At 57.1% G+C, this 21,106-nt stretch carries 24 protein-coding genes; 9 read left to right on the top strand and 15 right to left on the bottom strand.

Annotation, left to right across the window (positions count from 1 at the left end; genetic code table 11):
* Window positions 1–107: 107 nt before the first annotated feature.
* The 3 genes from yrbN to mtr all read left to right on the top strand — a co-directional run bounded on the left by yrbN (window position 108) and on the right by mtr (window position 3,462).
* On the top strand, window positions 108–188 hold the full coding sequence (gene yrbN, locus AB8818_RS12465) for a protein YrbN (RefSeq protein ID WP_100122156.1): 81 nt from the start codon (window positions 108–110) through the stop codon (window positions 186–188).
* The gene (locus AB8818_RS12460; RefSeq protein WP_116342259.1) at window positions 181–2,076 is read left to right on the top strand and encodes a DEAD/DEAH family ATP-dependent RNA helicase; all 1,896 of its coding nucleotides are present in this window, start codon (window positions 181–183) and stop codon (window positions 2,074–2,076) included. Before yrbN ends, AB8818_RS12460 begins: the two co-directional genes overlap by 8 nt.
* A 141-nt stretch (window positions 2,077–2,217) precedes the next feature.
* The gene (gene mtr / locus AB8818_RS12455; RefSeq protein ID WP_116342257.1) at window positions 2,218–3,462 is read left to right on the top strand and encodes a tryptophan permease; all 1,245 of its coding nucleotides are present in this window, start codon (window positions 2,218–2,220) and stop codon (window positions 3,460–3,462) included.
* 95 nt (window positions 3,463–3,557) lie between these two features.
* Here mtr and AB8818_RS12450 read toward each other — a convergent pair whose 3' ends face one another.
* The 3 genes from AB8818_RS12450 to AB8818_RS12440 form a co-directional block, all read right to left on the bottom strand.
* On the bottom strand, window positions 3,558–4,565 hold the full coding sequence (locus AB8818_RS12450; RefSeq protein ID WP_116342255.1) for a luciferase-like monooxygenase: 1,008 nt from the start codon (window positions 4,563–4,565) through the stop codon (window positions 3,558–3,560).
* Between the two features lie 78 nt (window positions 4,566–4,643).
* Window positions 4,644–5,522 (bottom strand): U32 family peptidase, encoded by an 879-nt coding sequence (locus AB8818_RS12445; RefSeq protein ID WP_116342253.1) that lies wholly within the window; start codon window positions 5,520–5,522, stop codon window positions 4,644–4,646.
* A gap of 7 nt (window positions 5,523–5,529) precedes the next feature.
* Window positions 5,530–6,525 carry a peptidase U32 family protein gene (locus AB8818_RS12440; protein WP_042715087.1) on the bottom strand — a complete coding sequence of 332 codons (996 nt, stop codon included), beginning with the start codon at window positions 6,523–6,525 and terminating at the stop codon, window positions 5,530–5,532.
* A gap of 211 nt (window positions 6,526–6,736) precedes the next feature.
* Between AB8818_RS12440 and AB8818_RS12435 the strand changes: the two genes are divergently transcribed.
* The gene (locus AB8818_RS12435) at window positions 6,737–7,261 is read left to right on the top strand and encodes an SCP2 domain-containing protein (protein ID WP_028014541.1); all 525 of its coding nucleotides are present in this window, start codon (window positions 6,737–6,739) and stop codon (window positions 7,259–7,261) included.
* A complete protein-coding gene (locus tag AB8818_RS12430; protein WP_028014540.1) occupies window positions 7,255–7,758 on the top strand; it encodes a GNAT family N-acetyltransferase in 504 nt (167 codons plus the stop codon). Before AB8818_RS12435 ends, AB8818_RS12430 begins: the two co-directional genes overlap by 7 nt.
* Here the strand turns inward: AB8818_RS12430 and AB8818_RS12425 are convergent.
* A complete protein-coding gene (locus tag AB8818_RS12425) occupies window positions 7,745–8,074 on the bottom strand; it encodes a GIY-YIG nuclease family protein (RefSeq protein ID WP_045260079.1) in 330 nt (109 codons plus the stop codon). The genes AB8818_RS12430 and AB8818_RS12425 overlap by 14 nt on opposite strands.
* A gap of 14 nt (window positions 8,075–8,088) precedes the next feature.
* On the opposite strand from AB8818_RS12425, the gene AB8818_RS12420 reads away from it, so the two are divergent.
* Window positions 8,089–8,523: a YhbP family protein gene (locus tag AB8818_RS12420; RefSeq protein WP_163329745.1), complete on the top strand. Its 435-nt coding sequence runs from the start codon at window positions 8,089–8,091 to the stop codon at window positions 8,521–8,523.
* Here the strand turns inward: AB8818_RS12420 and AB8818_RS12415 are convergent.
* Window positions 8,503–9,021: a type 1 glutamine amidotransferase domain-containing protein gene (locus AB8818_RS12415; RefSeq protein WP_116342248.1), complete on the bottom strand. Its 519-nt coding sequence runs from the start codon at window positions 9,019–9,021 to the stop codon at window positions 8,503–8,505. The genes AB8818_RS12420 and AB8818_RS12415 overlap by 21 nt on opposite strands.
* 128 nt (window positions 9,022–9,149) lie before the next feature.
* On the opposite strand from AB8818_RS12415, the gene AB8818_RS12410 reads away from it, so the two are divergent.
* Entirely contained in the window at window positions 9,150–9,794 is a 645-nt protein-coding gene (locus tag AB8818_RS12410; RefSeq protein WP_166712437.1) for an NAD(P)H-binding protein, read from the top strand.
* A 40-nt stretch (window positions 9,795–9,834) separates the two neighbouring features.
* Window positions 9,835–10,872 (top strand): permease, encoded by a 1,038-nt coding sequence (locus tag AB8818_RS12405; RefSeq protein WP_192983874.1) that lies wholly within the window; start codon window positions 9,835–9,837, stop codon window positions 10,870–10,872.
* 48 nt (window positions 10,873–10,920) lie between these two features.
* Here the strand turns inward: AB8818_RS12405 and dolP are convergent, their stop codons facing one another.
* The 4 genes from dolP to AB8818_RS12385 are packed head-to-tail and all read right to left on the bottom strand — an operon-like array spanning window position 10,921 to window position 14,624.
* Window positions 10,921–11,496, bottom strand: a complete 576-nt coding sequence (gene dolP, locus AB8818_RS12400) for a division/outer membrane stress-associated lipid-binding lipoprotein (RefSeq protein WP_028014534.1) — start codon at window positions 11,494–11,496, stop codon at window positions 10,921–10,923.
* Window positions 11,497–11,505: 9 nt separating this feature from the next.
* Entirely contained in the window at window positions 11,506–12,096 is a 591-nt protein-coding gene (gene diaA / locus AB8818_RS12395; protein ID WP_003861754.1) for a DnaA initiator-associating protein DiaA, read from the bottom strand.
* Between the two features lie 21 nt (window positions 12,097–12,117).
* A complete protein-coding gene (locus AB8818_RS12390) occupies window positions 12,118–12,513 on the bottom strand; it encodes a YraN family protein (RefSeq protein ID WP_028014533.1) in 396 nt (131 codons plus the stop codon).
* Window positions 12,471–14,624, bottom strand: a complete 2,154-nt coding sequence (locus tag AB8818_RS12385; RefSeq protein WP_192983877.1) for a penicillin-binding protein activator — start codon at window positions 14,622–14,624, stop codon at window positions 12,471–12,473. The genes AB8818_RS12390 and AB8818_RS12385 overlap by 43 nt, the downstream gene beginning before the upstream one ends.
* A 62-nt stretch (window positions 14,625–14,686) precedes the next feature.
* Between AB8818_RS12385 and rsmI the strand changes: the two genes are divergently transcribed.
* Window positions 14,687–15,550, top strand: a complete 864-nt coding sequence (rsmI, locus tag AB8818_RS12380) for a 16S rRNA (cytidine(1402)-2'-O)-methyltransferase (protein ID WP_116342238.1) — start codon at window positions 14,687–14,689, stop codon at window positions 15,548–15,550.
* A gap of 132 nt (window positions 15,551–15,682) precedes the next feature.
* Here rsmI and AB8818_RS12375 read toward each other — a convergent pair whose 3' ends face one another.
* The 6 genes from AB8818_RS12375 to gatZ all read right to left on the bottom strand — a co-directional run bounded on the left by AB8818_RS12375 (window position 15,683) and on the right by gatZ (window position 21,094).
* On the bottom strand, window positions 15,683–16,456 hold the full coding sequence (locus AB8818_RS12375) for a DeoR/GlpR family DNA-binding transcription regulator (RefSeq protein WP_163329740.1): 774 nt from the start codon (window positions 16,454–16,456) through the stop codon (window positions 15,683–15,685).
* A 110-nt stretch (window positions 16,457–16,566) separates the two neighbouring features.
* On the bottom strand, window positions 16,567–17,610 hold the full coding sequence (gene gatD, locus AB8818_RS12370; RefSeq protein ID WP_163329739.1) for a galactitol-1-phosphate 5-dehydrogenase: 1,044 nt from the start codon (window positions 17,608–17,610) through the stop codon (window positions 16,567–16,569).
* A gap of 41 nt (window positions 17,611–17,651) precedes the next feature.
* Window positions 17,652–19,025 (bottom strand): galactitol-specific PTS transporter subunit IIC, encoded by a 1,374-nt coding sequence (locus tag AB8818_RS12365; protein ID WP_163329738.1) that lies wholly within the window; start codon window positions 19,023–19,025, stop codon window positions 17,652–17,654.
* Window positions 19,026–19,029: 4 nt separating this feature from the next.
* On the bottom strand, window positions 19,030–19,314 hold the full coding sequence (gene gatB, locus AB8818_RS12360) for a PTS galactitol transporter subunit IIB (RefSeq protein WP_163329737.1): 285 nt from the start codon (window positions 19,312–19,314) through the stop codon (window positions 19,030–19,032).
* A 27-nt stretch (window positions 19,315–19,341) separates the two neighbouring features.
* Window positions 19,342–19,809 (bottom strand): PTS galactitol transporter subunit IIA, encoded by a 468-nt coding sequence (gatA, locus tag AB8818_RS12355; protein WP_192983879.1) that lies wholly within the window; start codon window positions 19,807–19,809, stop codon window positions 19,342–19,344.
* Window positions 19,810–19,822: 13 nt separating this feature from the next.
* Window positions 19,823–21,094, bottom strand: coding sequence for a tagatose-bisphosphate aldolase subunit GatZ (gene gatZ, locus AB8818_RS12350; RefSeq protein ID WP_116342226.1), 1,272 nt, complete (start codon window positions 21,092–21,094; stop codon window positions 19,823–19,825).
* Window positions 21,095–21,106: the final 12 nt, after the last annotated feature.

The raw sequence follows: 21,106 nt of genomic DNA, 5'->3' as shown, positions 1-21,106 counted from the left end.
CTGACGACATAAACATCAGCCCGTAATCTTTTGATTGCCATCACCTTCACTGGTGAGGGCGTTGTTGTTCGTCAATACACCTACTTTGAGCCGGTTCACACTTTTCAATGAAAATTGCTAATCATTTTCACGATGAGCTAAGTAGACTGGCCGCCATTGACATTGAGGCACTCGTACTACATGGCTGAATTCGAAACCACTTTTGCAGATCTGGGCCTGAAGGCTCCTATCCTTGAAGCCCTTAACGATCTGGGTTACGAAAAACCATCTCCGATCCAGGCAGAATGTATCCCGCATCTGCTCTCTGGTCGTGACGTGCTGGGCATGGCCCAGACTGGTAGCGGTAAAACCGCAGCGTTCTCGCTGCCGCTGCTGAACAACATCGATCCGGACCTGCGTGCACCGCAGATCCTCGTCCTGGCTCCAACCCGTGAACTGGCTGTTCAGGTTGCTGAAGCAATGACGGAATTCTCTAAACATATGCGCGGCGTAAACGTGGTAGCCCTGTACGGCGGCCAGCGTTATGACGTGCAGTTACGCGCCCTGCGCCAGGGCCCACAGATTGTCGTCGGTACGCCGGGCCGTCTGCTGGATCACCTGAAGCGCGGTACTCTGGACCTCTCTAAACTGAGCGGCCTGGTACTGGATGAAGCAGATGAAATGCTGCGTATGGGCTTCATCGAAGACGTAGAAACCATCATGGCGCAGATCCCGGAAGGTCACCAGACCGCTCTGTTCTCTGCAACCATGCCAGAAGCGATCCGTCGCATTACCCGCCGCTTCATGAAAGAGCCGCAGGAAGTGCGTATTCAGTCCAGCGTGACCACTCGCCCGGACATTAGCCAGAGCTACTGGTCTGTCTACGGCATGCGCAAAAACGAAGCGCTGGTGCGTTTCCTGGAAGCGGAAGATTTTGATGCGGCGATTATCTTCGTGCGTACCAAAAACGCGACCCTGGAAGTGGCTGAAGCCCTGGAGCGTAGCGGCTATAACAGCGCAGCGCTGAACGGCGACATGAACCAGGCCCTGCGTGAGCAGACGCTGGAGCGTCTGAAAGACGGTCGTCTGGATATCCTGATTGCAACCGACGTGGCAGCACGTGGTCTGGACGTTGAACGTATCAGCCTGGTTGTAAACTACGACATTCCGATGGATTCCGAGTCTTACGTTCACCGTATCGGTCGTACCGGTCGTGCGGGTCGTGCTGGCCGTGCGCTGCTGTTCGTTGAGAACCGCGAGCGTCGTCTGCTGCGCAACATTGAACGCACCATGAAGCTGACCATTCCAGAAGCAGACCTGCCAAACGCAGACCTGCTGGGCAAACGCCGTCTGGAAAAATTCGCCGCAAAAGTCCAGCAGCAGCTGGAAAGCAGCGATCTGGATCAGTACCGTGCGCTGCTGTCGCAGATCCAGCCTACCGCTGAAGGCGAAGAGCTGGACATGGAAACCCTGGCAGCAGCACTGCTGAAAATGGCTCAGGGCGAACGTAGCCTGATCGTGCCACCAGATGCACCGATGCGTCCTAAGCGCGAGTTCCGTGACCGTGACGATCGTTTCGAACGTCGTGGCGACCGCAACGATCGCGGTCCACGCGGCGATCGTCCAGAGCGTGGCGGTGAAGACCGTCCACGTCGTGAACGTCGTGACGCGGGCGATATGGAACTGTACCGCATTGAAGTGGGCCGTGATGATGGCGTTGAAGTTCGTCACATCGTTGGCGCGATTGCTAACGAAGGCGACATCAGCAGCCGTTACATTGGTAACATCAAGCTGTTCGCATCCCACTCTACCATCGAGCTGCCAAAAGGCATGCCGGGCGAAGTACTGCAGCACTTTACTCGCACCCGCATCCTGAACAAGCCGATGAACATGCAGCTGTTGGGCGATGCACAGCCACGTCCTGACCGCGGCGGTGAACGTCGTGGCGGTGGTCGCGGTTTCGGCGGCGAGCGTCGTGAAGGCGGCCGCAGCGAAGGTCGCGGTGGCGAAGGTCGTCGTTTCTCCGGCGAACGCCGCGAAAACCGTGGCCCGCGCCGTGAAGAAGGCACCAGCCGTCGTCGTTTCGGTGACGCGTAAGTCTTACGCACCGACGTAAAGTAAAATATACAGCCCCGATACACGCTATCGGGGCTTTTTTTATTCCCTTTGTACTCTTGTACTGGTACAGTGCGTCACACTAAAATGCAGAACCGCATGATTAACTGGAGACAAGGCTGTATGGCGACACTAACCACCACCCAAACGTCACCTTCGCTGCTTGGCGGCGTGGTGATTATCGGCGGAACCATTATCGGTGCCGGGATGTTCTCCCTGCCCGTGGTCATGTCCGGTGCGTGGTTCTTCTGGTCGCTGGCGGCGCTGGTCTTTACCTGGTTCTGCATGCTTCATTCCGGGCTGATGATCCTTGAAGCAAACCTGAATTACCGCATTGGCTCCAGCTTCGACACCATCACCAAAGATCTGCTGGGCAAAGGCTGGAACCTGGTGAACGGCCTTTCCATCGCGTTTGTGCTCTACATTCTGACCTACGCGTATATTTCGGCGAGCGGCTCGATTCTTCATCATACCTTTGCTGAAATGTCGCTGAACGTTCCGGCGCGTCTGGCCGGACTGTGCTTTGCCCTGGGCGTGGCGTTTATCGTCTGGATGAGTACCAAAGCGGTGAGCCGCATGACGGCCATCGTGCTGGGCGCTAAGGTCATCACTTTCTTCCTGACCTTCGGCAGCCTGCTGGGGCACGTCACGCCCGCCACGCTGTTTAACGTCGCGGAAGTGAACACCTCCTACACGCCGTACCTGCTGATGACGCTGCCGTTCTGTCTGGCATCGTTTGGCTACCACGGTAACGTGCCGAGCCTGATGAAGTACTACGGCAAGGATCCGCGCACCATCGTGAAATGCCTCGTCTACGGCACACTGCTGGCGCTGGGGCTGTATGTGATTTGGCTGCTGGGGACGATGGGTAACATCCCGCGTCCGGAATTTATCGGCATTGCGCAGAAGGGCGGTAACATCGACGTGCTGGTGCAGGCCCTGAGCGGCGTGCTGAACAGCCGGAGCCTGGATCTGCTGCTGGTGGTCTTCTCCAACTTTGCGGTGGCGAGTTCTTTCCTGGGCGTTACGCTGGGCCTGTTTGACTACCTGGCGGATCTGTTCGGCTTTGATGATTCCGCGCTTGGGCGCTTCAAGACCGCGCTGCTGACCTTCCTGCCGCCGATTGTGGGCGGTTTGCTGTGGCCGAACGGCTTCCTGTACGCCATCGGCTATGCAGGACTGGCGGCAACCATCTGGGCTGCGATTGTGCCGGCGCTGCTGGCGCGTAAATCACGTCAACGCTTCGGCAGTCCAAAATTCCGCGTCTGGGGTGGAAAGCCGATGATTGCCCTGATCCTGGTGTTTGGGGTAGGTAACGCGGTGGTCCACGTGCTGTCGAGCTTTAATCTGTTGCCTGTGTATCAGTAAATCGTGCGGCCTGATCCCCTCACCCCGACCCTCTCCCGAAGGGAGAGGGAGAAAACCGTAGGCAGGATAAGGCGAAGCCGCCATCCGGCAAAAAACTACCCCACCAACTCCTCTTTCACCTGCATCGCCAAATCAAACGAGTGCAAGCGCGCCTGGTGATCGAAAATCTGGCCGTTAACCATAATTTCATCCGCCTGCGTTTCACGCAGCACCGCTTCCAGACCGTGACGCACTTTTGCCTTATCGCCCACCAGCGACATGCTCAGCGCCTGCTGCACGCCGTACTGCTCGGAGGCGGACCACCGCTGATGCATATTCTCCACCGGCGGCGGAAGCTGGCCCGTCTCACCGCGACGCAGCTTCACAAACGCCTGTTGCATTGAGGTAAACAGGAATTCCGCGTCGCGGTTGCTGTCGGCGGCAATGATGTTGATGCACACCATCGCGTACGGCTTCTCAAGACGCTCGGACGGTTTGAAGTTCGTGCGATAGAGATGCAGCGCCTGATGCAGCATATCCGGCGCGAAGTGGGAGGCGAACGCAAACGGCAGCCCCAGCTGTGCGGCGAGCTGTGCACTGTAGAGGCTTGAGCCTAACAGCCACACCGGGATCTTCTCGCCGTAGCCCGGTACCGGGCGCACGTGCGGGTTCGGATCGCGTGCGTCGAACCAGTCCACCAGCTCGGCCACATCGCGCGGGAAGTTGTCGATATCGCCGCTCATATGGCGGCGCAGGGCGCGCATGGTCGGCTGATCGCTGCCCGGCGCACGGCCAAGACCCAAATCAATACGCCCCGGATAGAGGGTATTCAGGGTGCCAAACTGCTCGGCAATCACCAGCGGGGCGTGGTTCGGCAGCATTACGCCACCGGAGCCCAGGTGCAGGGTGGTGGTATTTGCTGCCAGATAGCCAATCAGTACAGAGGTAGCGGCGCTGGCGATGCCCACCATATTGTGGTGCTCGGCCAGCCAGTAGCGGTGATAGCCACGCTTTTCGGCGAGCTGAGCCAGATCGAGAGAGTGCGAAAAGGCTTCTCGCGCGGAGGAGCCTTGTGGGATCGGCGCCAGATCCAGCACCGAAAACGGAATGGTTTTGTCAGTCATAACAGCTCACTTTGTCGACGGTCAATCTTTAATACTGCATTAAAAAATGATAACCGTTGTTAACAAAGTGAGCCTTTTTTAGGCCTGAAGTTCCAGCCCGGCCAGACGTTTCCAGTAACCGTTGCAGTCGCTGTTTGCCGTCAGCGGCAGCGGCGACGCGCCGTTTTCGTTGGCGCGGAAGGCGTCCAGCATCGCGAACACGCTGGTATCCAGCGGCGACAGGCGCACCATGTCCACCAGCCCGTCCATCGACGCAAGTTCGTTACCGAGGTTATAGACATAGCCGCTCATGGTCTGAATGCCGTTCAGAACAAATACCTGCTGATTTTCCTGCGACAGCATGCTGCGCCCGTTCGGGTATTTGATACAGCAGGTTTCACATTCGTCTTTCGGGCGGTCTTCCGAGCGCGCGGTAAAGCAGCGAGCGGAGTAGGCCAGCGGCAGATGGCCGTAGCTCAGCACTTCCACTTCAAACTGATGGCGAATGCCCAGCTCGTCGCACTGGTTCAGCAGGTTTGCCAGCCAGTCGCGGGAGAGCTCCACCGGCATACACCAGCGTGTCATTCCCTGTTTGAGCAGCAGACGCAGGGTGACGGCGTTATAGCAGTTCAGCGCATGGCCCGCGACAAACGGCAGCCTGCGTTCGGCGCACATGTTCACCACGCCCAGATCGCTCGCTTCCAGCAGAAACTCGCCGTTTTCGACGTAGCGCTTCAGCTCTCCCAGTTCGGACGAGGCCTGCACCAGCGCGAGCGTTGAAAGCACCACCTGTTTGCCGCTGCCGGCCAGGCTTTTCGCCATATCCAGCCAGTCGCCCACTTTGGTGGCGCGGCGTTTGCTGCACACCGCCTCACCGAGGTAAATCACATCGGCGCTGCTGGTGGCGGCCTGTTGGTAAAAATCTTCCAGCGTCTCTTTTGGCCAGTAGTAGAGCACCGGCCCTAATGAATATTTCATGGTTATCTCACTGCCATTTACGGTGATACGCGCCCAGCGTGGTTTGCGTGCCTTCGGACATCGAACCGAGCGTCTCCATCCACGCCGCTTGCGGGGCATAGTTCTGCGGGTCCGCCATGCAGCGGTCGATGGCCTGACGCCACACTTTCGCCACCTGGCTCACGTAGGCCGGGCTGCGCTGGCGACCTTCAATTTTCACCGAGGCAATATTGGCGGCCAGCAGCTCCGGCAGCAGCTCCAGCGTGTTAAGGCTGGTGGGCTCTTCCAGCGCGTGGTAGCGCTCGCCGTCGACCAGGTAGCGGCCTTTGCAAAGCGTCGGGTAGCCCGCGTTTTCACCGTCCTGATAGCGGTCGATCAGCACTTCATTCAGACGAGACTCCAGTCCCTGAGGGGTCTGCTGCCAGCGAACGAAGCGGGCAGGGGAGCAGGCCCCGACGGTATTCGGCGATTCACCGGTTAAGTAAGAAGAAAGATAGCAACGGCCTTCTGCCATGATGCACAGGCTACCAAAGGCAAATACTTCCAGCGGTACTGGCGTGACGCGAGCGAGTTGCTTAACCTGATGAATAGAGAGCACGCGCGGCAGCACCACGCGGGCTACGTCAAAGTTTTGATGGTAAAAACGCACCGCCTCTTCGTTTGTGGCAGATGCCTGAACAGAGACGTGGCGCTCAATATGCGGATAGCGTTCTGCCGCATACTCAAGCATGGCGAGGTCGGCCAGGATTAACGCATCGGCACCCAGCTGTGCTGCCATATCCACCGCGCGCTGCCAGCGGGCGTAACCGTCAGGATGGGCAAACGTATTGATGGCAATATGCAGCTTGCGGCGGTGCTGATGAACGAAGTTAACGGCTTCCTGAAGCTTTTTCTCCGTAAAGTTGAGGCCAGCAAAATGGCGGGCGTTGGTGTCATCTTTCAGCCCGATATAGACCGCATCGGCCCCATTTTCGATGGCCGCCTTAAGCGCCGGAAGGTTTCCGGCAGGGCAGAGCAGCTCCATAAATTATCCTGATGTAGTCGATAGCAAAATTGTTAACGAGCTGGGATTTTAATTAACCCATACGCGACAATTTTTGATTTAAGGCAGCTAATGGCGTATTGATGGCACCAATAATGAGGTACGTCGGACGACAGTTTGTTGATTTACGCCGCTATGTTGCGCTTCGGATATGGCAAAATAGCGGGACTATAGCTATCAGGGAGTAAAGCTCGTGCTGGATAAACTGCGTTCACGTCTCGTACAATTCGGTCCATCAATGCTGAGCGTGCCGGTCAGGCTGGCGCCGTTCGCGCTTAAACGGCAGGTACTGGAGCAGGTCCTGAGCTGGCAGTTCCGTCAGGCGCTGCAGGACGGTGAACTGGAGTTTCTGGAAGGCCGCTGGTTAAGCATTGAGGTTCGTGACATCGGGCTGCGCTGGTTTACTTCGGTTGAGAACGACCAGCTGATCGTTCGTGAGTCCGCCGAGGCGGATGTGAGCTTTAGCGCCAACGCCAGCGACCTGCTGATGATTGCCGCGCGCAAGCAGGATCCGGATACGCTCTTCTTCCAGCGCCGTCTGGTGATTGAGGGCGACACGGAGCTTGGCCTGTACGTTAAGAATTTAATGGATGCCATTGAGCTGGAGCAGATGCCGAAAGCGCTGCGCGTGATGTTGATGCAAATGGCAGATTTCGTTGAGGCGGGGCTGAAATCCCCGCCGGACAGTAAACACACTTCAGTAGGTGAGCCATGCTGATTCGAGTCGAAATTGGGATTGATGCACCGGGTATCGATGCGTTATTACGCCGCGCTTTTGAGAGCGATGCGGAAGCCCAACTGGTCCACGATCTCCGTGAAGACGGCCTGATTACGCTGGGGCTGGTTGCCACCGATGACGAAGGTCAGGTTGTCGGCTATGTGGCCTTCAGCCCGGTGATCGTTCAGGGTGAAGATCTTCAGTGGGTGGGCATGGCACCGCTGGCGGTAGATGAAAACTACCGCGGGCAGGGCCTGGCGCGCCAGCTGGTCTATGAAGGGCTGGACTCGCTTAATGAGTTTGGCTATGCCGCCGTGGTCACGCTGGGCGATCCGGCATTCTATGGCCGTTTAGGCTTCGAGCAGGCCGCGCATTACGATCTGCGCTGCCGCTGGCCGGGTACCGAATCCGCCTTCCAGGTGCATCGCCTGGCGGATGATGCCCTGAACGGCGTAAATGGTCTGGTGGACTACCACGATCATTTCAATCGCTTTTAATCAGGCTCTCGCGTAGCGCCTCAAAGGAGCCGTCTCCGGTCACGAGGCGCTCTTTCTGGCGCTTCGTCAGCTGCTTGATGCGGTATTCCAGCCTGAGCGCCAGCGAACGGTCGCCGACTGCCGCTGAGAAGGCGAGCTGTAATTCCCCTTTCCCCCGCAGCGCCTTTGCCCCTTTTCCCGTTTGATGTTGTAAAAAACGCCGCGCCACATCGGTTGTGATCCCGGTGTAGAGGGCGTTATCAGCGGTTCGGACAAGATAGAGAAACCAGCACACGGTAAACAGATTCAGTATGTTAAGGTGAACGCACCATAGCATGAGAGAGAACGAAAATGGAAACACTGGCCGCCATTAACCGCTGGCTGACGAAGCAGCATGTTGTCACCTGGTGCGTCTACAACGAGGGTGAGATGTGGTGCGCAAACGCGTTTTACTACTACGATCCGGAGCGCGTCGCTTTTTACGTCATGAGCGAAGACAAAACGCGTCATGCGCAGATGACCGGTCAGCAGGCAAAAGTCGCGGGCACGGTAAATGGCCAGCCGAAAACGGTCGCGCTGATCCGTGGGGTACAGTTTAAAGGGGAAATCCGTCGCCTGGACGGAGAAGAGAGCGACGCGCGTCGTAAGCACTACACGCGCCGCTTCCCGGTTGCCGCTGCGCTAAAAGCCCCGGTGTGGGAAATCCGCCTCGATGAGCTGAAATTTACCGACAACACCCTGGGCTTTGGCAAGAAGCTGCACTGGTTACGCGCCGAGCAGGCGTAGCGCTTCGCGGTTAAACGCCGGAAGATCGTCCGGGGTCCGGCTGGTGATCAGCTGGTCGTTGTCATTGACCACCTCCTGATCGTAAAACTCGGCCCCTGCATTTTTCAGATCGATAACGATCGGTTTCACGGCGGTAAGCTTACGCCCGCGAACAACCTCCGCGCTGATGAGCAGCTGCGGGCCGTGACAGATGGCAAAGACCGGTTTGCCGGTAGAGACAAAGTCCCGGGTAAAAGTCACGAAGCGCTCGTCCCCGCGCAGTGAATCCGGTGAATGGCCGCCTGGCAGCAGCAGGGCGTCGAAATCTGAGGGGCTAACGTTATCGATGGTTTCATCGATGGTCACGGTCGCTTCGCCCTTATGGCCTTTCACCGTTTTGCCCGCCTCTTTCTCAATGGTAATAACCTCGTGTCCCGCCTTGCGGAACGCCTCTGCAGGAGAGGTGAATTCTGAATCTTCAAACTCGTCGGTAATCAAGACTGCGATTTTCTTGCCCATGCTTCCTCCGTTGTTTTGGCTTCAGACTGATTTTTCTCCGCTTGTGGTAAATACTTACCTGTAACAGACTTCTAAGTGTGGTCGACCACGCTGAGTTCGCAAACGGACAATTCTGTAAAGGGGATAAGATGAGTCAGGTACTGATTACAGGCGCAACCGGGCTGGTGGGCGGGCATCTGCTGCGGCTGCTGATCCAGGACCGCCATATTAACTACATCGCCGCACCGACGCGTCGCCCGCTGTTGGACATCTCCGGCGTCTTTAACCCGCATGACCCCCAGCTCACCGACGCGCTGGCGCAGGTGCAGGACCCGATAGATATCGCCTTTTGCTGCCTGGGCACGACGCGGCGTGAGGCGGGCAGTAAAGAAGCCTTTGTTCATGCGGACTACACGCTGGTAGTGGACACAGCCCTGACGGCGAAAAAGCTGGGGGCAAAACATTTCCTGGTGGTCAGCTCGCACGGTGCCAGCACCGGCTCTCCGTTTTTTTACAATCAGGTGAAGGGCAAAATGGAAGAGGCGCTGATTGCCCAAAAGTGGGAGCGTCTGACAATCGTGCGGCCTTCGATGCTGATGGGGCACCGCGACGAACGGCGTTTTAACGAATCCTTTTTCGCCCCGCTGTTTCGCATCCTACCGGGTAACTGGAAGTCCATTGAGGCGCGGGACGTCGCGCAGGCGATGCTGAAAGAGGCGCTGGCACCGTCGCAGGAGGGCGTCAATATCATCCCTTCGGCAAAACTGCGTGAAATCGCGCAGGGCGAGGCGTAAACTTCTCCGGCTTATTAAATAACACTCTCCGGGGAATGGTATGACTGGTCAGTCTTCATCTCAGGCGGCAACACCTGTCCAATGGTGGAAGCCCGCACTCTTCTTTCTCGTGGTCATCATTGGCCTCTGGTATGTGAAATGGCAGCCGTACTACGGCAAAGCCTTCACCGCCGCCGAAACGCACAGCATCGGTAAATCTATTCTCGTTCAGGCTGATGCCAGCCCGCTGAAGGCGGCGTGGGATTATGCCATGGTCTACTTCCTCGCGGTGTGGAAAGCTGCCGTCTTAGGGGTGATCCTGGGATCGCTGATTCAGGTGCTTATCCCGCGTAACTGGCTGGTGAAAACTCTCGGTCAACCGCGCTTTCAGGGCACGCTGCTGGGCACGATTTTCTCCCTGCCGGGCATGATGTGCTCCTGCTGTGCCGCACCAGTTGCGGCGGGTATGCGCCGCCAGCGCGTATCCATGGGCGGTGCGCTGGCGTTCTGGATGGGGAACCCGCTTCTTAATCCGGCGACGCTGGTGTTTATGGGCTTTGTGCTCGGCTGGCATTTTGCCGCTATCCGTCTGGTTGCCGGGCTGCTGACGGTGCTGGTGGTGGCGACGCTGGTGCAAAAGCTGGTGAAGGATACTGCCGTCGAACCCGCAGCCGTTGGGCTGGACGTCAGCGAACCGCAGGGCGGTTTCTTTACTCGTTGGGGTAAGGCGCTGTGGCAGCTTTTCTGGAGCACCATTCCGGTCTATATCCTGGCTGTCCTGGTTCTGGGTGCGGCGCGCGTCTGGCTCTTCCCGCATGCGGATGGCGCGATCGACAACACGCTGATGTGGGTGATTGCGATGGCCGTTGCAGGCTGCCTGTTTGTGATCCCCACAGCGGCGGAGATCCCGATTGTCCAGACCATGATGCTGGCCGGAATGGGCACCGCACCGGCGCTGGCGCTGCTTATCACATTGCCGGCAATCAGCCTGCCGTCGCTCATCATGCTGCGTAAATCTTTCCCGGCGAAAGCGCTGTGGTTGACGGCGGGGCTGGTGGCGCTGAGCGGGGTGATTGTCGGGGGTATTGCGTTGATGTAAAAAAGCCCGGTGGCGCTCGCGCTCACCGGGCCTTCAGTCAGGTGTGGATTACTTAATGTAGGTAAACGCGGTGGTGACGTGCTTCACGCCGCTCACCCGGCTGGCGATATCCGCCGCCGCTTTCCCTTCACGGTCGGTCACCAGACCCAGCAGGAACACTTCACCGTTTTCGGTCGTTACCTTCACGTTTGAGGATTTCACCTGGTCTGAGCCCAGCAACTGGGAGCGGACTTTGGTGGTGATCCATGTGTCAGACGACGCGGTCCCCAGGCTGATTGGCTGACCCTGACGGATTTCATTGAAGACTTCCGTGGTGCCCTCAACGCCCATTGCGATCTGCTTAGCGCGGCTGGAGAGCTCGGTATTCGGTGCCTGGCCGGTCAGCAGGACTTTGCCCTGATAAGCCGTCACGTTGATACGCGCTTCTTTCTTGATTTGTTCGTCTTTCGACAGCGCGCTGTTGACCCGCAGCTCCAGCGTACCGTCATCCACCTGTGTGCCCACAGAGCGCGGATCGGTCGCCGCTTTGGTGCCCACTGCAGCGGTACCCACAACGGCCGCAGCAATACATCCCTGAAGCAGTAATGCAGACATAAGGACTGCGAGGGTCGATAAAGCCTTCATAAAAACTCCTTAATCATCCTGGTGAGGGAAAAGCGTGTTATCGATCAAATCGCATAAGCAGTTCACCGTGAGCATATGCATCTCCTGAATACGTGCGCTCCGGTGAGACGGAATGCGGATTTCCACATCCTGCGGCCCGAGCAGACCCGCCAGCTCACCGCCGTCGTAGCCGGTTAAGGCGACGATGGTCATGTCGCGGGTAACGGCGGCTTCAACGGCTTTGACGATGTCCCGGCTGTTGCCGCGCGTGGAGATGGCCAGCAGCACATCGCCGGCGTGCCCCAGGGCGCGCACCTGCTTCGCGTAAATTTCGTCATGCAGACGATCGTTAGCAATCGCTGTTAAGACCACATTATCGGTATTAAGTGCAATGGCAGGTAAACTCGGGCGTTCTGTTTCAAAGCGATTGATCATGCTGGCAGCAAAATGCTGTGCGTTGGCGGCTGAGGTTCCGTTGCCACAACAGAGGATTTTGTTGCCGTTAAGCAGGGATTGCACCAGCGTCATTGCAGCGCGAGAGATCGCGTCCGGAAGGGCTTCCGCCGCGGCAATCTGAGTCTGGATGCTTTCTGTGAAGCACACTTTAATTCTTTCGAGCACGTTATCCCTTTTAAATCTTAATTATGCGTCTTCGCCAAAAGCGTTTTTAAGCCATTCGATCTCATTTCCGGTGAAGGCTATCACATCGAAACGGCAATCCACAGTATCAAAGCTCCCATTATGGCGGGCAAGCCACAAGTGGGCAGTCTGTAATAATTTATGTTGTTTGGCGAGCGTCACGCTGGCGGCAGCACCGCCAAAACGGGAAGACTGTCGAAAGCGGACTTCTACAAACACAATCACCTGACCGTCTTTCATGATCAGATCAATTTCGCCGCCGCGCCCGCGGACGTTAGCGGCGATAAAGCGCAGTCCTTTGCCTTCAAGCCAGCGACGCGCTTTTAACTCCCACGCATCGCCGGTCTCTTTACGGCTTAACTGGCCGGGACGATTTGCCCCTGCTGGTATTTGAGCCATGATAACTTCCTGTTAATCACGCAGTCCTGCGTCGCGGTCAGATCGCCGGTGTTGCCGTTAAGCTCAAAGCCCGGCACCTGACGCATCTGGGTGAAGTGGTTCGCCAGCGCCCATGCATCGACGCCCATCGCATACAGACGCGCCAGAGAGTAGTCGTTACGTACGGAGCTTAGCGCCTGCTGCATCAGCGCCGGGTTGCTGCCCGCCAGCATTGGAATTTCACTGTACTGCAGGCCGTCCATTTCCAGACGGAAATCCGGGCCCGCAGTACCTTGCGCGCTGCGGGAGCTGGCGTAGAGCGTTGCGCCGCTCTGGCTGCCGTTACGCATCGCAATCATCGGTTTGATAAAGGCGATCTCCTGCGGCGTGGCAACGATATAGGCTGCATCCACTTTACCGCCACCGCTAATCTGCGCGTCGGTAGGTGGGGCAGGGATCGTCAGGCCGCCAATCGTCACGCTCTGCTGCTGTGGCAGGCTCGCGGTGACAGGACTGCCGTTAAGCGCGATACCCGCTCCACCGTTTACGCCCGCGCGCAGTTCAGAGACGGAACCGAATTTCTGCTGCAGCACCACGCCGCCGCCGAGCTTCTGCCACTCATCGGCAAAGGCATTGGCCACGCGATCGCCCAGCGCGCTGCGTGGGATGAGCAGCAGCGGAGCCTGTTTGCCCTGCTCGTGAATATGGCGCGCCGCATCGCGGGCTTCATCTTCAGGGGAAAGCGCGAAATAGCAAATATTGGCCCGGTTCTGAACCTGCTCGGGCTGGTTGAGCGCCAGTACGTTCAGCGTGGTATTGCTCTTCATCAGCTCTTCCACGTTGTTTTTCAGCAGCGGACCGACAACGATGCTCGCCCCGTCCTGTTGAACCTGCGCCAGAACCTGGTCAAGCGGCTGCGAGCTGGTGTCGTAGATTTTCAACTCAGCGCCCGGGTTGGCGCTGGTGGTTGCCACGGCCTGCGGCTGCGCAGCAGATTGGGCTGCGGGTTGTGCAGGCTGCGGTTGAGGCTGTTCTGCTGTTGCGTCAGGCGCTGGCGTCTCGGCCGGAGCCTGAGTAGCAGGTGCTGTAGTAGCCGGTGCAGGTGAAGCCGGAGGCGTCGTCGGAGCCGTCACAGGGTTTTGCATCGTACCCTGCGCCGGCGCTTGCGCCGTGGTCAGGTCGCTGGTCTCTGCGGCGGACGGGCTGACAACGTCATTCACGTTAGCCGCCTGAGCCGCCTGCGCGGGAACCGCACTGCCGGTTACCGACGTCGTGCCGTTTTTCGCTGCTTCAAAGCCCTGCTGAATGGTGCGGCCAAACACTGCCGCCTGGCCGTTGAGCGGCAGAAGCAGGGCGATTTTGCTGGTGGACGCTGGCTTAAAGTTCTGCACGTTTACCAGCTGGGTTGGCAGCATTTTCGCACCCGGGTTTTGCGGGTAGCGCGTCTGCCAGTCCGTAATACCGGCCTTCAGCATCTTTGGATCGCTGCGGTTGTTAAACCACATCTGCTGCAGATCCAGCCAGCCCTGGAGCACGTTTTCGTCCGCGTTGATGACCAGCGCCTTTGCCTGATCCTGGGTCATCGAGGCAAGTGCCTGCCAGGTGGCATCAATGTTTTTCTGCTTGTCGGCCCCGGCGAGCAGCGGCTCCTGGGCAATCAAGGCGCGCAGCAGGGTCAGGGAAGGACGACCCTGTTCAGCGGTGATGCCCGCCTGCCAGAAGCGCGCCTGCTGGTTTTTATCCAGCGCGCTCAGGTCGATGCTCCCCAGGATCTTTTTCGCGCTCTCATAGTCTTTCTGCGCGACCTTCAGCTCGGCAGAGAGCAGGCTCTGCTCAAGACGCTGGGTATCGTTAAGCTCTTTCGGCAGTTGGCCGAACAGCTCGGCAGCCTGCTGGGTTTTCCCCTCTTTCAGCAGTGCACGAATGGCGAGTAATTGCCAGTTGATCCTGGTATCATTTGTACTCTGCGACATTTGTTGCAGATAAAAGCCAGAATCAGCCTGAGCGGAGCCCTGAAGATGGGCGGTGCTCTGGTCAGGTGCCTGGGTGCCACAGCCTGCAAATATCAGTGCTGCGAGCAGAAGCGGCACGCTGCGCGTGGCTTTTTTTCGAAGAAACGTTAACGGTACCATACTGTATCCAGTGATTTTTTTTACGCAATGCTCAATATTAAATCGGCAATACGGACGAAACAATGAAACAACACGAAACGGCAGATAATTCTCAAGGCCAGCTTTATATTGTACCTACTCCTATCGGGAATTTGTCTGATATTACCCAACGTGCCCTCACTGTATTGCAAACTGTTGATTTAATTGCGGCTGAAGACACCCGACACACCGGCCTGCTGCTGCAACATTTCGCGATTAACGCCCGATTGTTTGCTCTGCACGATCACAATGAGCAACAAAAAGCCGAAACGCTGGTGGCGAAGCTGAAAGAGGGGCAGAACATTGCGCTGGTCTCCGATGCCGGTACGCCGCTGATTAACGACCCTGGCTATCATCTGGTGCGTACCTGCCGTGAAGCCGGTATTCGCGTTGTGCCACTGCCGGGGCCGTGCGCCGCCATTGCTGCTTTGAGCGCGGCGGGTCTGCCGTCCGATCGCTTCTGCTATGAAGGTTTCCTGCCCGCCAAATCCAAAGGCCGCCGCGATGTGTTAAAGGAACTGGAGGCCGAGCCGCGTACCCTGATTTTCTACGAATCCACTCACCGTCTGCTGGAAAGCCTGGAAGATATGGTCACCGTCTGGGGCGAGAGTCGCTACGTGGTGCTGGCGCGCGAGCTGACCAAAACCTGGGAAACCATTCACGGTGCGCCGGTGGGTGAACTGCTGGCGTGGGTGAAGGAAGACGAAAACCGCCGCAAGGGTGAAATGGTGCTGATTGTCGAAGGACATAAGGCGCAGGAAGACGCGCTGCCAGCCGACGCGCTGCGCACGCTGGCGCTGCTGCAGGCGGAACTGCCGCTGAAGAAAGCGGCGGCATTAGCGGCGGAGATCCACGGCGTGAAGAAAAATGCGCTGTATAAGCATGCGCTGGAGCAGCAGGGGGAGTGATCCATACTCCGCCTTTTTTGCCGGGCGGCGCTGCGCTTGCCCGGCCTACAAAATCTAGAGTGTCGGAATAAATGTCGTAATAAATGTCGGAAAAGAAAATTGCGCAGGTCATCCGCCGATCTGCGTCTTTCGCTAAACCGTAATGATCTCGGTGCCCGTTTTACCCAACAGTTCTTTTTCGTGCTTTCCGATCCCATCATCCGTTATCACACAGTCGATTTTTTCCATCGGCAACACCTGGTTGAACCCGCGGCGGTTGAACTTGCTGGCGTCCAGCACGGCAATCACCTTATGCGCTGCGGCAGCCATCACGCTGCTAATCGAATAGCCTTCATTGAACGTTGTAATGCCGTTGGTGGCATCAATACCGTCCGCGCCGACAAACATCAGATCCGCGCTTATCCCGGTCAGAGAGCGCTCGGCGATGGTGCCATGCATAGAGTGGGTTTTATGGCGCACGGTACCGCCACAGACCACGAGCGTAATATCTTTATTTTCCGAGAGGGCAAACGCGGCAGGCAGGCTGTTGGTGATGACGGTGATGTTGGCTTTTTTGGTGAGTGCTTCGGCGATGAGCATGGTGGTGCTACCGCTATCGAGAATGATCGTCATCCCTTCTTCAATCATGGATGCTGCAGCCTGTGCGATCCGCTTTTTCGGGTCGCTCGCCAGCTGATAACGATCCTCCAGTACCACTTCCTGATTTTCGCTTTCCGCCAGGCTGCTGCCGGGTCTTGCTGCGCCACCGTGAAAACGCGTGACCAATCCTTTTTCTTCCAGCAGGCGGAGATCTGTTCGAATCGTTACTTCTGAAATGCCAAACATATTTGACAGATCCAGCACCATGACACTGCCCTGAGCGTTGACGAGGTCAACGATTTTATTGCGTCGCTCAAATGAGTTCATATTGAATTGCCTGATAATTAACTGCCTCTATTCTAATCGAAGGGATGCGAAAGGTGTATGACAATATTCGAAAGCAAATGTGAGCCAGCTCAGGTTGCTGGCTCGAAGCACTACGCGAAGCGCAGCATGATTTTGCCCTGCATAGGCGCACCGTTTAGTCCTTGCACGGCCTGAGCAAAGCTGTCGCTATCGCCGGTATGAGCAATAAGGGGCTTTAGCTGCAGTTTTTTCTCTGTGAGCAGGCGGGCTGCGGTTTCCCATTCTTCACCCGGCCACGGGGCCGAATAATTCATCCAACTTCCCAGAAGCGTCAACTCCTTACGCAGTATCTTCCCAAATGTCGCCGCAGGTAAGTTCAGGTCGTGATGCAGCGTACCCACCAGAGCGACCTGGGCGCGCGGCCCGGCGATATCAATGGCGAGCGTGACGGTTTGCGGTGTGCCAGCAGTCTCCAGAACCAACTGATCAAACGGGTTGTCGCTCAAGGCGTTGAGGATGTCGTCTGCGCCCAGAGCTCGGCTATTAAACACCTGAGTTGCCCCCAGCGCTGTTGCCTGCGCGAGCTTATCGTCGTTGATATCGATCGCGCTTACGCTGTTGGCGCCCAATGCCAGCGCACACTGCATCGCCAGCAGGCCAATCGTCCCTGCGCCGACAATTATGACGTTCTTACCCTCGCAGCCGGAAGCGAGATGAAACGCGTGTAGCCCTACGGTTATGGGTTCAATAAAAGCGCCATCCTCAATTGCCATCTCTGCTGGTAGGCGGAACAGGTTTGCGCGCTTCACCACGATATATTCCGCGTTGCCGCCTTCGCTACGAGATCCGACAAACTGATACTGCTTGCAGAGCGAGTAATAGCCTTTTTCACATGCCGGACAGGAAAAGCAGGGCAGTAATGGCACGCAGGCAACCGGATCGCCTGCTTTGAGATCGTGCACTTCGGTACCACAGGCTTCGACATAACCGCTAAATTCATGTCCCAGGGTGATGGGATAATAATGCGCCCCTCCGGCAAAAATTCGCGGGATATCGGAGCCACATAATCCTGAGCAGGCAATGCGCACCTGCACATCATCCGCAGCCTGAATCTGAGGGATTGGACGTTCTTCAACACGCACGTTGCCCTCAGCGTGAATTACCACTGATTTCATATTCACTCCAGAAAAAGAGGGGGAGCTTGGCTCCCCGGATATCAAGACATCGTCTGGCTTTGCGGGTTAGCGACGTTCTTTTCTGCCGCGTTAAATACGCGGGCGCGTCGCCAGGTGAGCAGGACGCCGGTGAAGTAAATCGCGCCAATCACGATGAACCCCACCACGTTTTGCCAGGTGAACAATTGGATGAGCAGCCAGGTGACGGGTGAACCGCCTTGGTCCATGGAGGCCACCAGTCCGCCTGCTTTCAACGCGCCAGCATTTTGCGCAAGCTGGGTATGCAGGCCGATGGTCTGGGTCGCAATCCACAGCGTAATGCCCATGATGATGACGCCAGAGATAAGCGTGCGGAACAAGTTGCCCTGATGCACCGCGACCGCCATCGCCACAAAGAAGCCGATGGTGGCAAGGTCACCGAACGGCAGCACCTGGTTGCCCGGCACCAGAACCGCAATCAAAATGGTTAGTGGGATGAAAATCAGGCTGGCGGAGACGACGGACGTATGGCCCAGCAGCAGCGCCGGATCGAGACCGATCAAGAACTCCTGCCCACCAAACTTCGCCTGCAGACGTTTACGGGCATGTTTAGCAATCGGCGTCAGGCCATCCATGATGGGTTTGATGACGCGCGGCATCAGCAGCATCACGGCGGCGGTTTTAACGGCCAGCTGGAGAACCGATTTAGCGTCGTAGCCAGCCAGCAGGCCAATAGCCAGTCCCATCACAAACCCAACCGTGACCGGTTCGCCAAACGGGCCAAAACGTTTTTGCACGTCGTCTGCGCTAAAATGAATACGCTTCACGCCTGGGATTTTGTCGATAATCGTATCGACCAGAACGGCGATCGGGCCAAGGTAAGCTGACGAGCCGTGAGGGATGGCGATCCCTTCCAGACCGAAAAAGTCCCGGGTGTCCTTAGCAAACCAGTCTCCAAGCTTGTAAACAAAGGCTGCGTGCACCACAACGCCCAGGATCCCCAGCCAGTAAGAGCCGGTTGCCAGGTGCAGCATCGCACCGGTGAAGGTCATGTGCCAGATGTTCCAGATATCGACGTTTACTACCCGGGTCATCCGCGTCACCAGCATGACAACGTTAACGCCAATGGCAACAGGGATAGCAATAAGTGCAATCTGTGATGCCCAGGTCATTGGGGATGAACCCGGCCAGCCGACGTCCACCACGTGCAGGTTAATCTGGAACTGCTCAGCCATCGCTTTGGCCGCCGGGCCGATGGAGTCAAGCATCAGGCCGATAACCAGCCCGATCCCGACGAAGCCGATGCCAATATGCAGGCCGGATTTAAAGCAATCGCCCAGCTTCATCCCCAGAAGCTTCGAGAAGATGATGATGACTATGGGCAGCATGACGGTGGGACCGAGGTCGAGAATATACCGCATGATTTCGGTAAACATGATCTTACCCCTCGAGGATGGTCAGAATTTTTTGCTGCAGGGCTTCGACGCCGACGCCGGATACAAACGGCATGCCGTGCACCACCGGGATGTCGCCAAAGGCTCTGTCAACTTTCGCCGTGGTACAAATTAGATCTGCGCCGTCCATATAGGTTTCGATTTCAGTCACCCGGCACTGGACCAGATCCAGTTCAATGTGGTGGGCTTCACACAGCTCTTTGATCTCTTCTGCTGCCATGGTTGAGGTGGCGACAGCACCGCCGCAAGCAACAATAACTTTGCGTTTCATAGGGTACTCCTTTTTATTATCAGTATGTTATGAAACCTGGGCACAGGCGACAGGCTCAAGGATCGTCTCCCGGAAACGATCGGCCAGGCGCTCTGCGGGCACCGCCAGCAGCATGTCCAGCGTGTCCGGGTTTTGTAGCTCACTGAAAAGGCGGCGCAGCAATTTCATTTGCGCCGCAGGGTTTTCAACGATTAACGCGATGATGAGTGAGACGGCGACCTCGCCATCATCGTCAGCCTGCTGAAAATGCACCGGTTTGTCCGGGCGAATCAGGTAAATCGCGGGGCGTTTCGCATGTATGGCTTCGCAGTGCGGAATAGCGACCGCATGGCGTTCAAGAGCAATGCCGGTGGGGTAGTTCATCTCCCTTTCCATAAGGGCGGCAGGGTAGGTGGCGTGTACAACACCGTTAGCCAGCATCTCCTCGCCAATATGCGCCAGCGCCTGCTGGCAGGTTTCAAACTCAATTCCGGTACGGACAAAAACGTGACTCATACATTCTCCGGCATCAGACGGGTTCAGGGGTGCAGCCAAATCGATAGGCGCGTAATACATCCTGTATTTTGTCGATGATGAGATTTTGCGGTGTTGCGGCGATCTCATTCATCGACAATCGTTCGAACTGGACGGGCATAAACTGGCTGATCAGCCCCAGAGGCAAGGAGGTTGCGTTCAGATTAGCAATTAACTTCTCAACGCTCTGGCGAATGCGCGGGTGCGGCCAGTAGTAGCGAATGCGATCGGACAGGCTAAAGTGAATATCCACCATTGCCTGGCTCCAGGTGGGGCGGTAATACTTCTTCCAGTAATCCGGCTCGTTCAGCATGACTTCGTCGATCACATCAAGCACATGGCTGCGTTGCTCAGGGGCGATGAGGGCCTTCTCCATTTGCGCGAGGGCAAAAATGGCTTCTCGCAGGGCAAAGGTAAGCGCCGGACCGACTTTCAGGATCGCGAAGTGATCGCGAACCAAAGCGCGATAGGCCTGACGAGTCTGGTAGTCGGTGGAGTGCGCCTCATAGACCATGGGGGTCTGGCGGATCCAGCCGGAAAGCGCCTCTGCCGCGTGCGGCTGGTAGTGAATAATTTGCGTATGGTCGAACTCCACGCCGGGTTGCACGACTATCGCAATCACGCGCGTCATCGCCTCGTCCAGACCGAGCGCGGCAAAGGCCTCACGATGCGTTTCCAGCGTCTGCGCGGCATCTTCCACACGGGTAACATGCACGCTGCTAATACTGCTGGCCTCACCGCCTGGAACGGGAACCTCAGTACCAATCACGTAGGTCAGCGCCGCTTTTTGTTCTTCAGTGGCCGTCTCTTCTGCCGCTTTACACAGTCGGGCAGCACGCTGTGCCACCACCCCTGGCGGGAGTGGAACAGGATCGTCGGCGCAGGACATGGAGGCGTCCAGGTGGATCTTGCTAAACCCTGCCGCGACATAGGCTTTGATCAATGCGATGGATTTCTCCATCGCCGCGTCTGCCGGTTCGTTTTGCCAACAGTTTGGCCCCAGATGATCGCCACCCAGGATCAAACGTTCATGCGGAAAGCCCACCTCTTTAGCAATCTTCAGAACGAAATTACGGAAATCAGCGGGTTTCATACCGGTGTACCCGCCGAACTGGTTCACCTGATTTGAGGTGGCCTCAATCAGTACCTTGTTGTCGGTATGCAGATCGAACCGTAATGCGGCTTCGATAACCAGCGGGTGCGCTGAACAGACAGAACAAATACCGAGATGCTCTCCCGCCTTATGGCGGGCAATAATATCTTTCACATTTCCTCCGGG

The sequence above is a fragment of the Enterobacter sp. KB-280D8 genome, assembly GCF_041399405.1.
Taxonomy (GTDB): domain Bacteria; phylum Pseudomonadota; class Gammaproteobacteria; order Enterobacterales; family Enterobacteriaceae; genus Enterobacter; species Enterobacter cloacae_N.
Note: the sequence above shows the minus strand (reverse complement) of the source record. Positions and strands in the feature narration are given on the sequence as shown.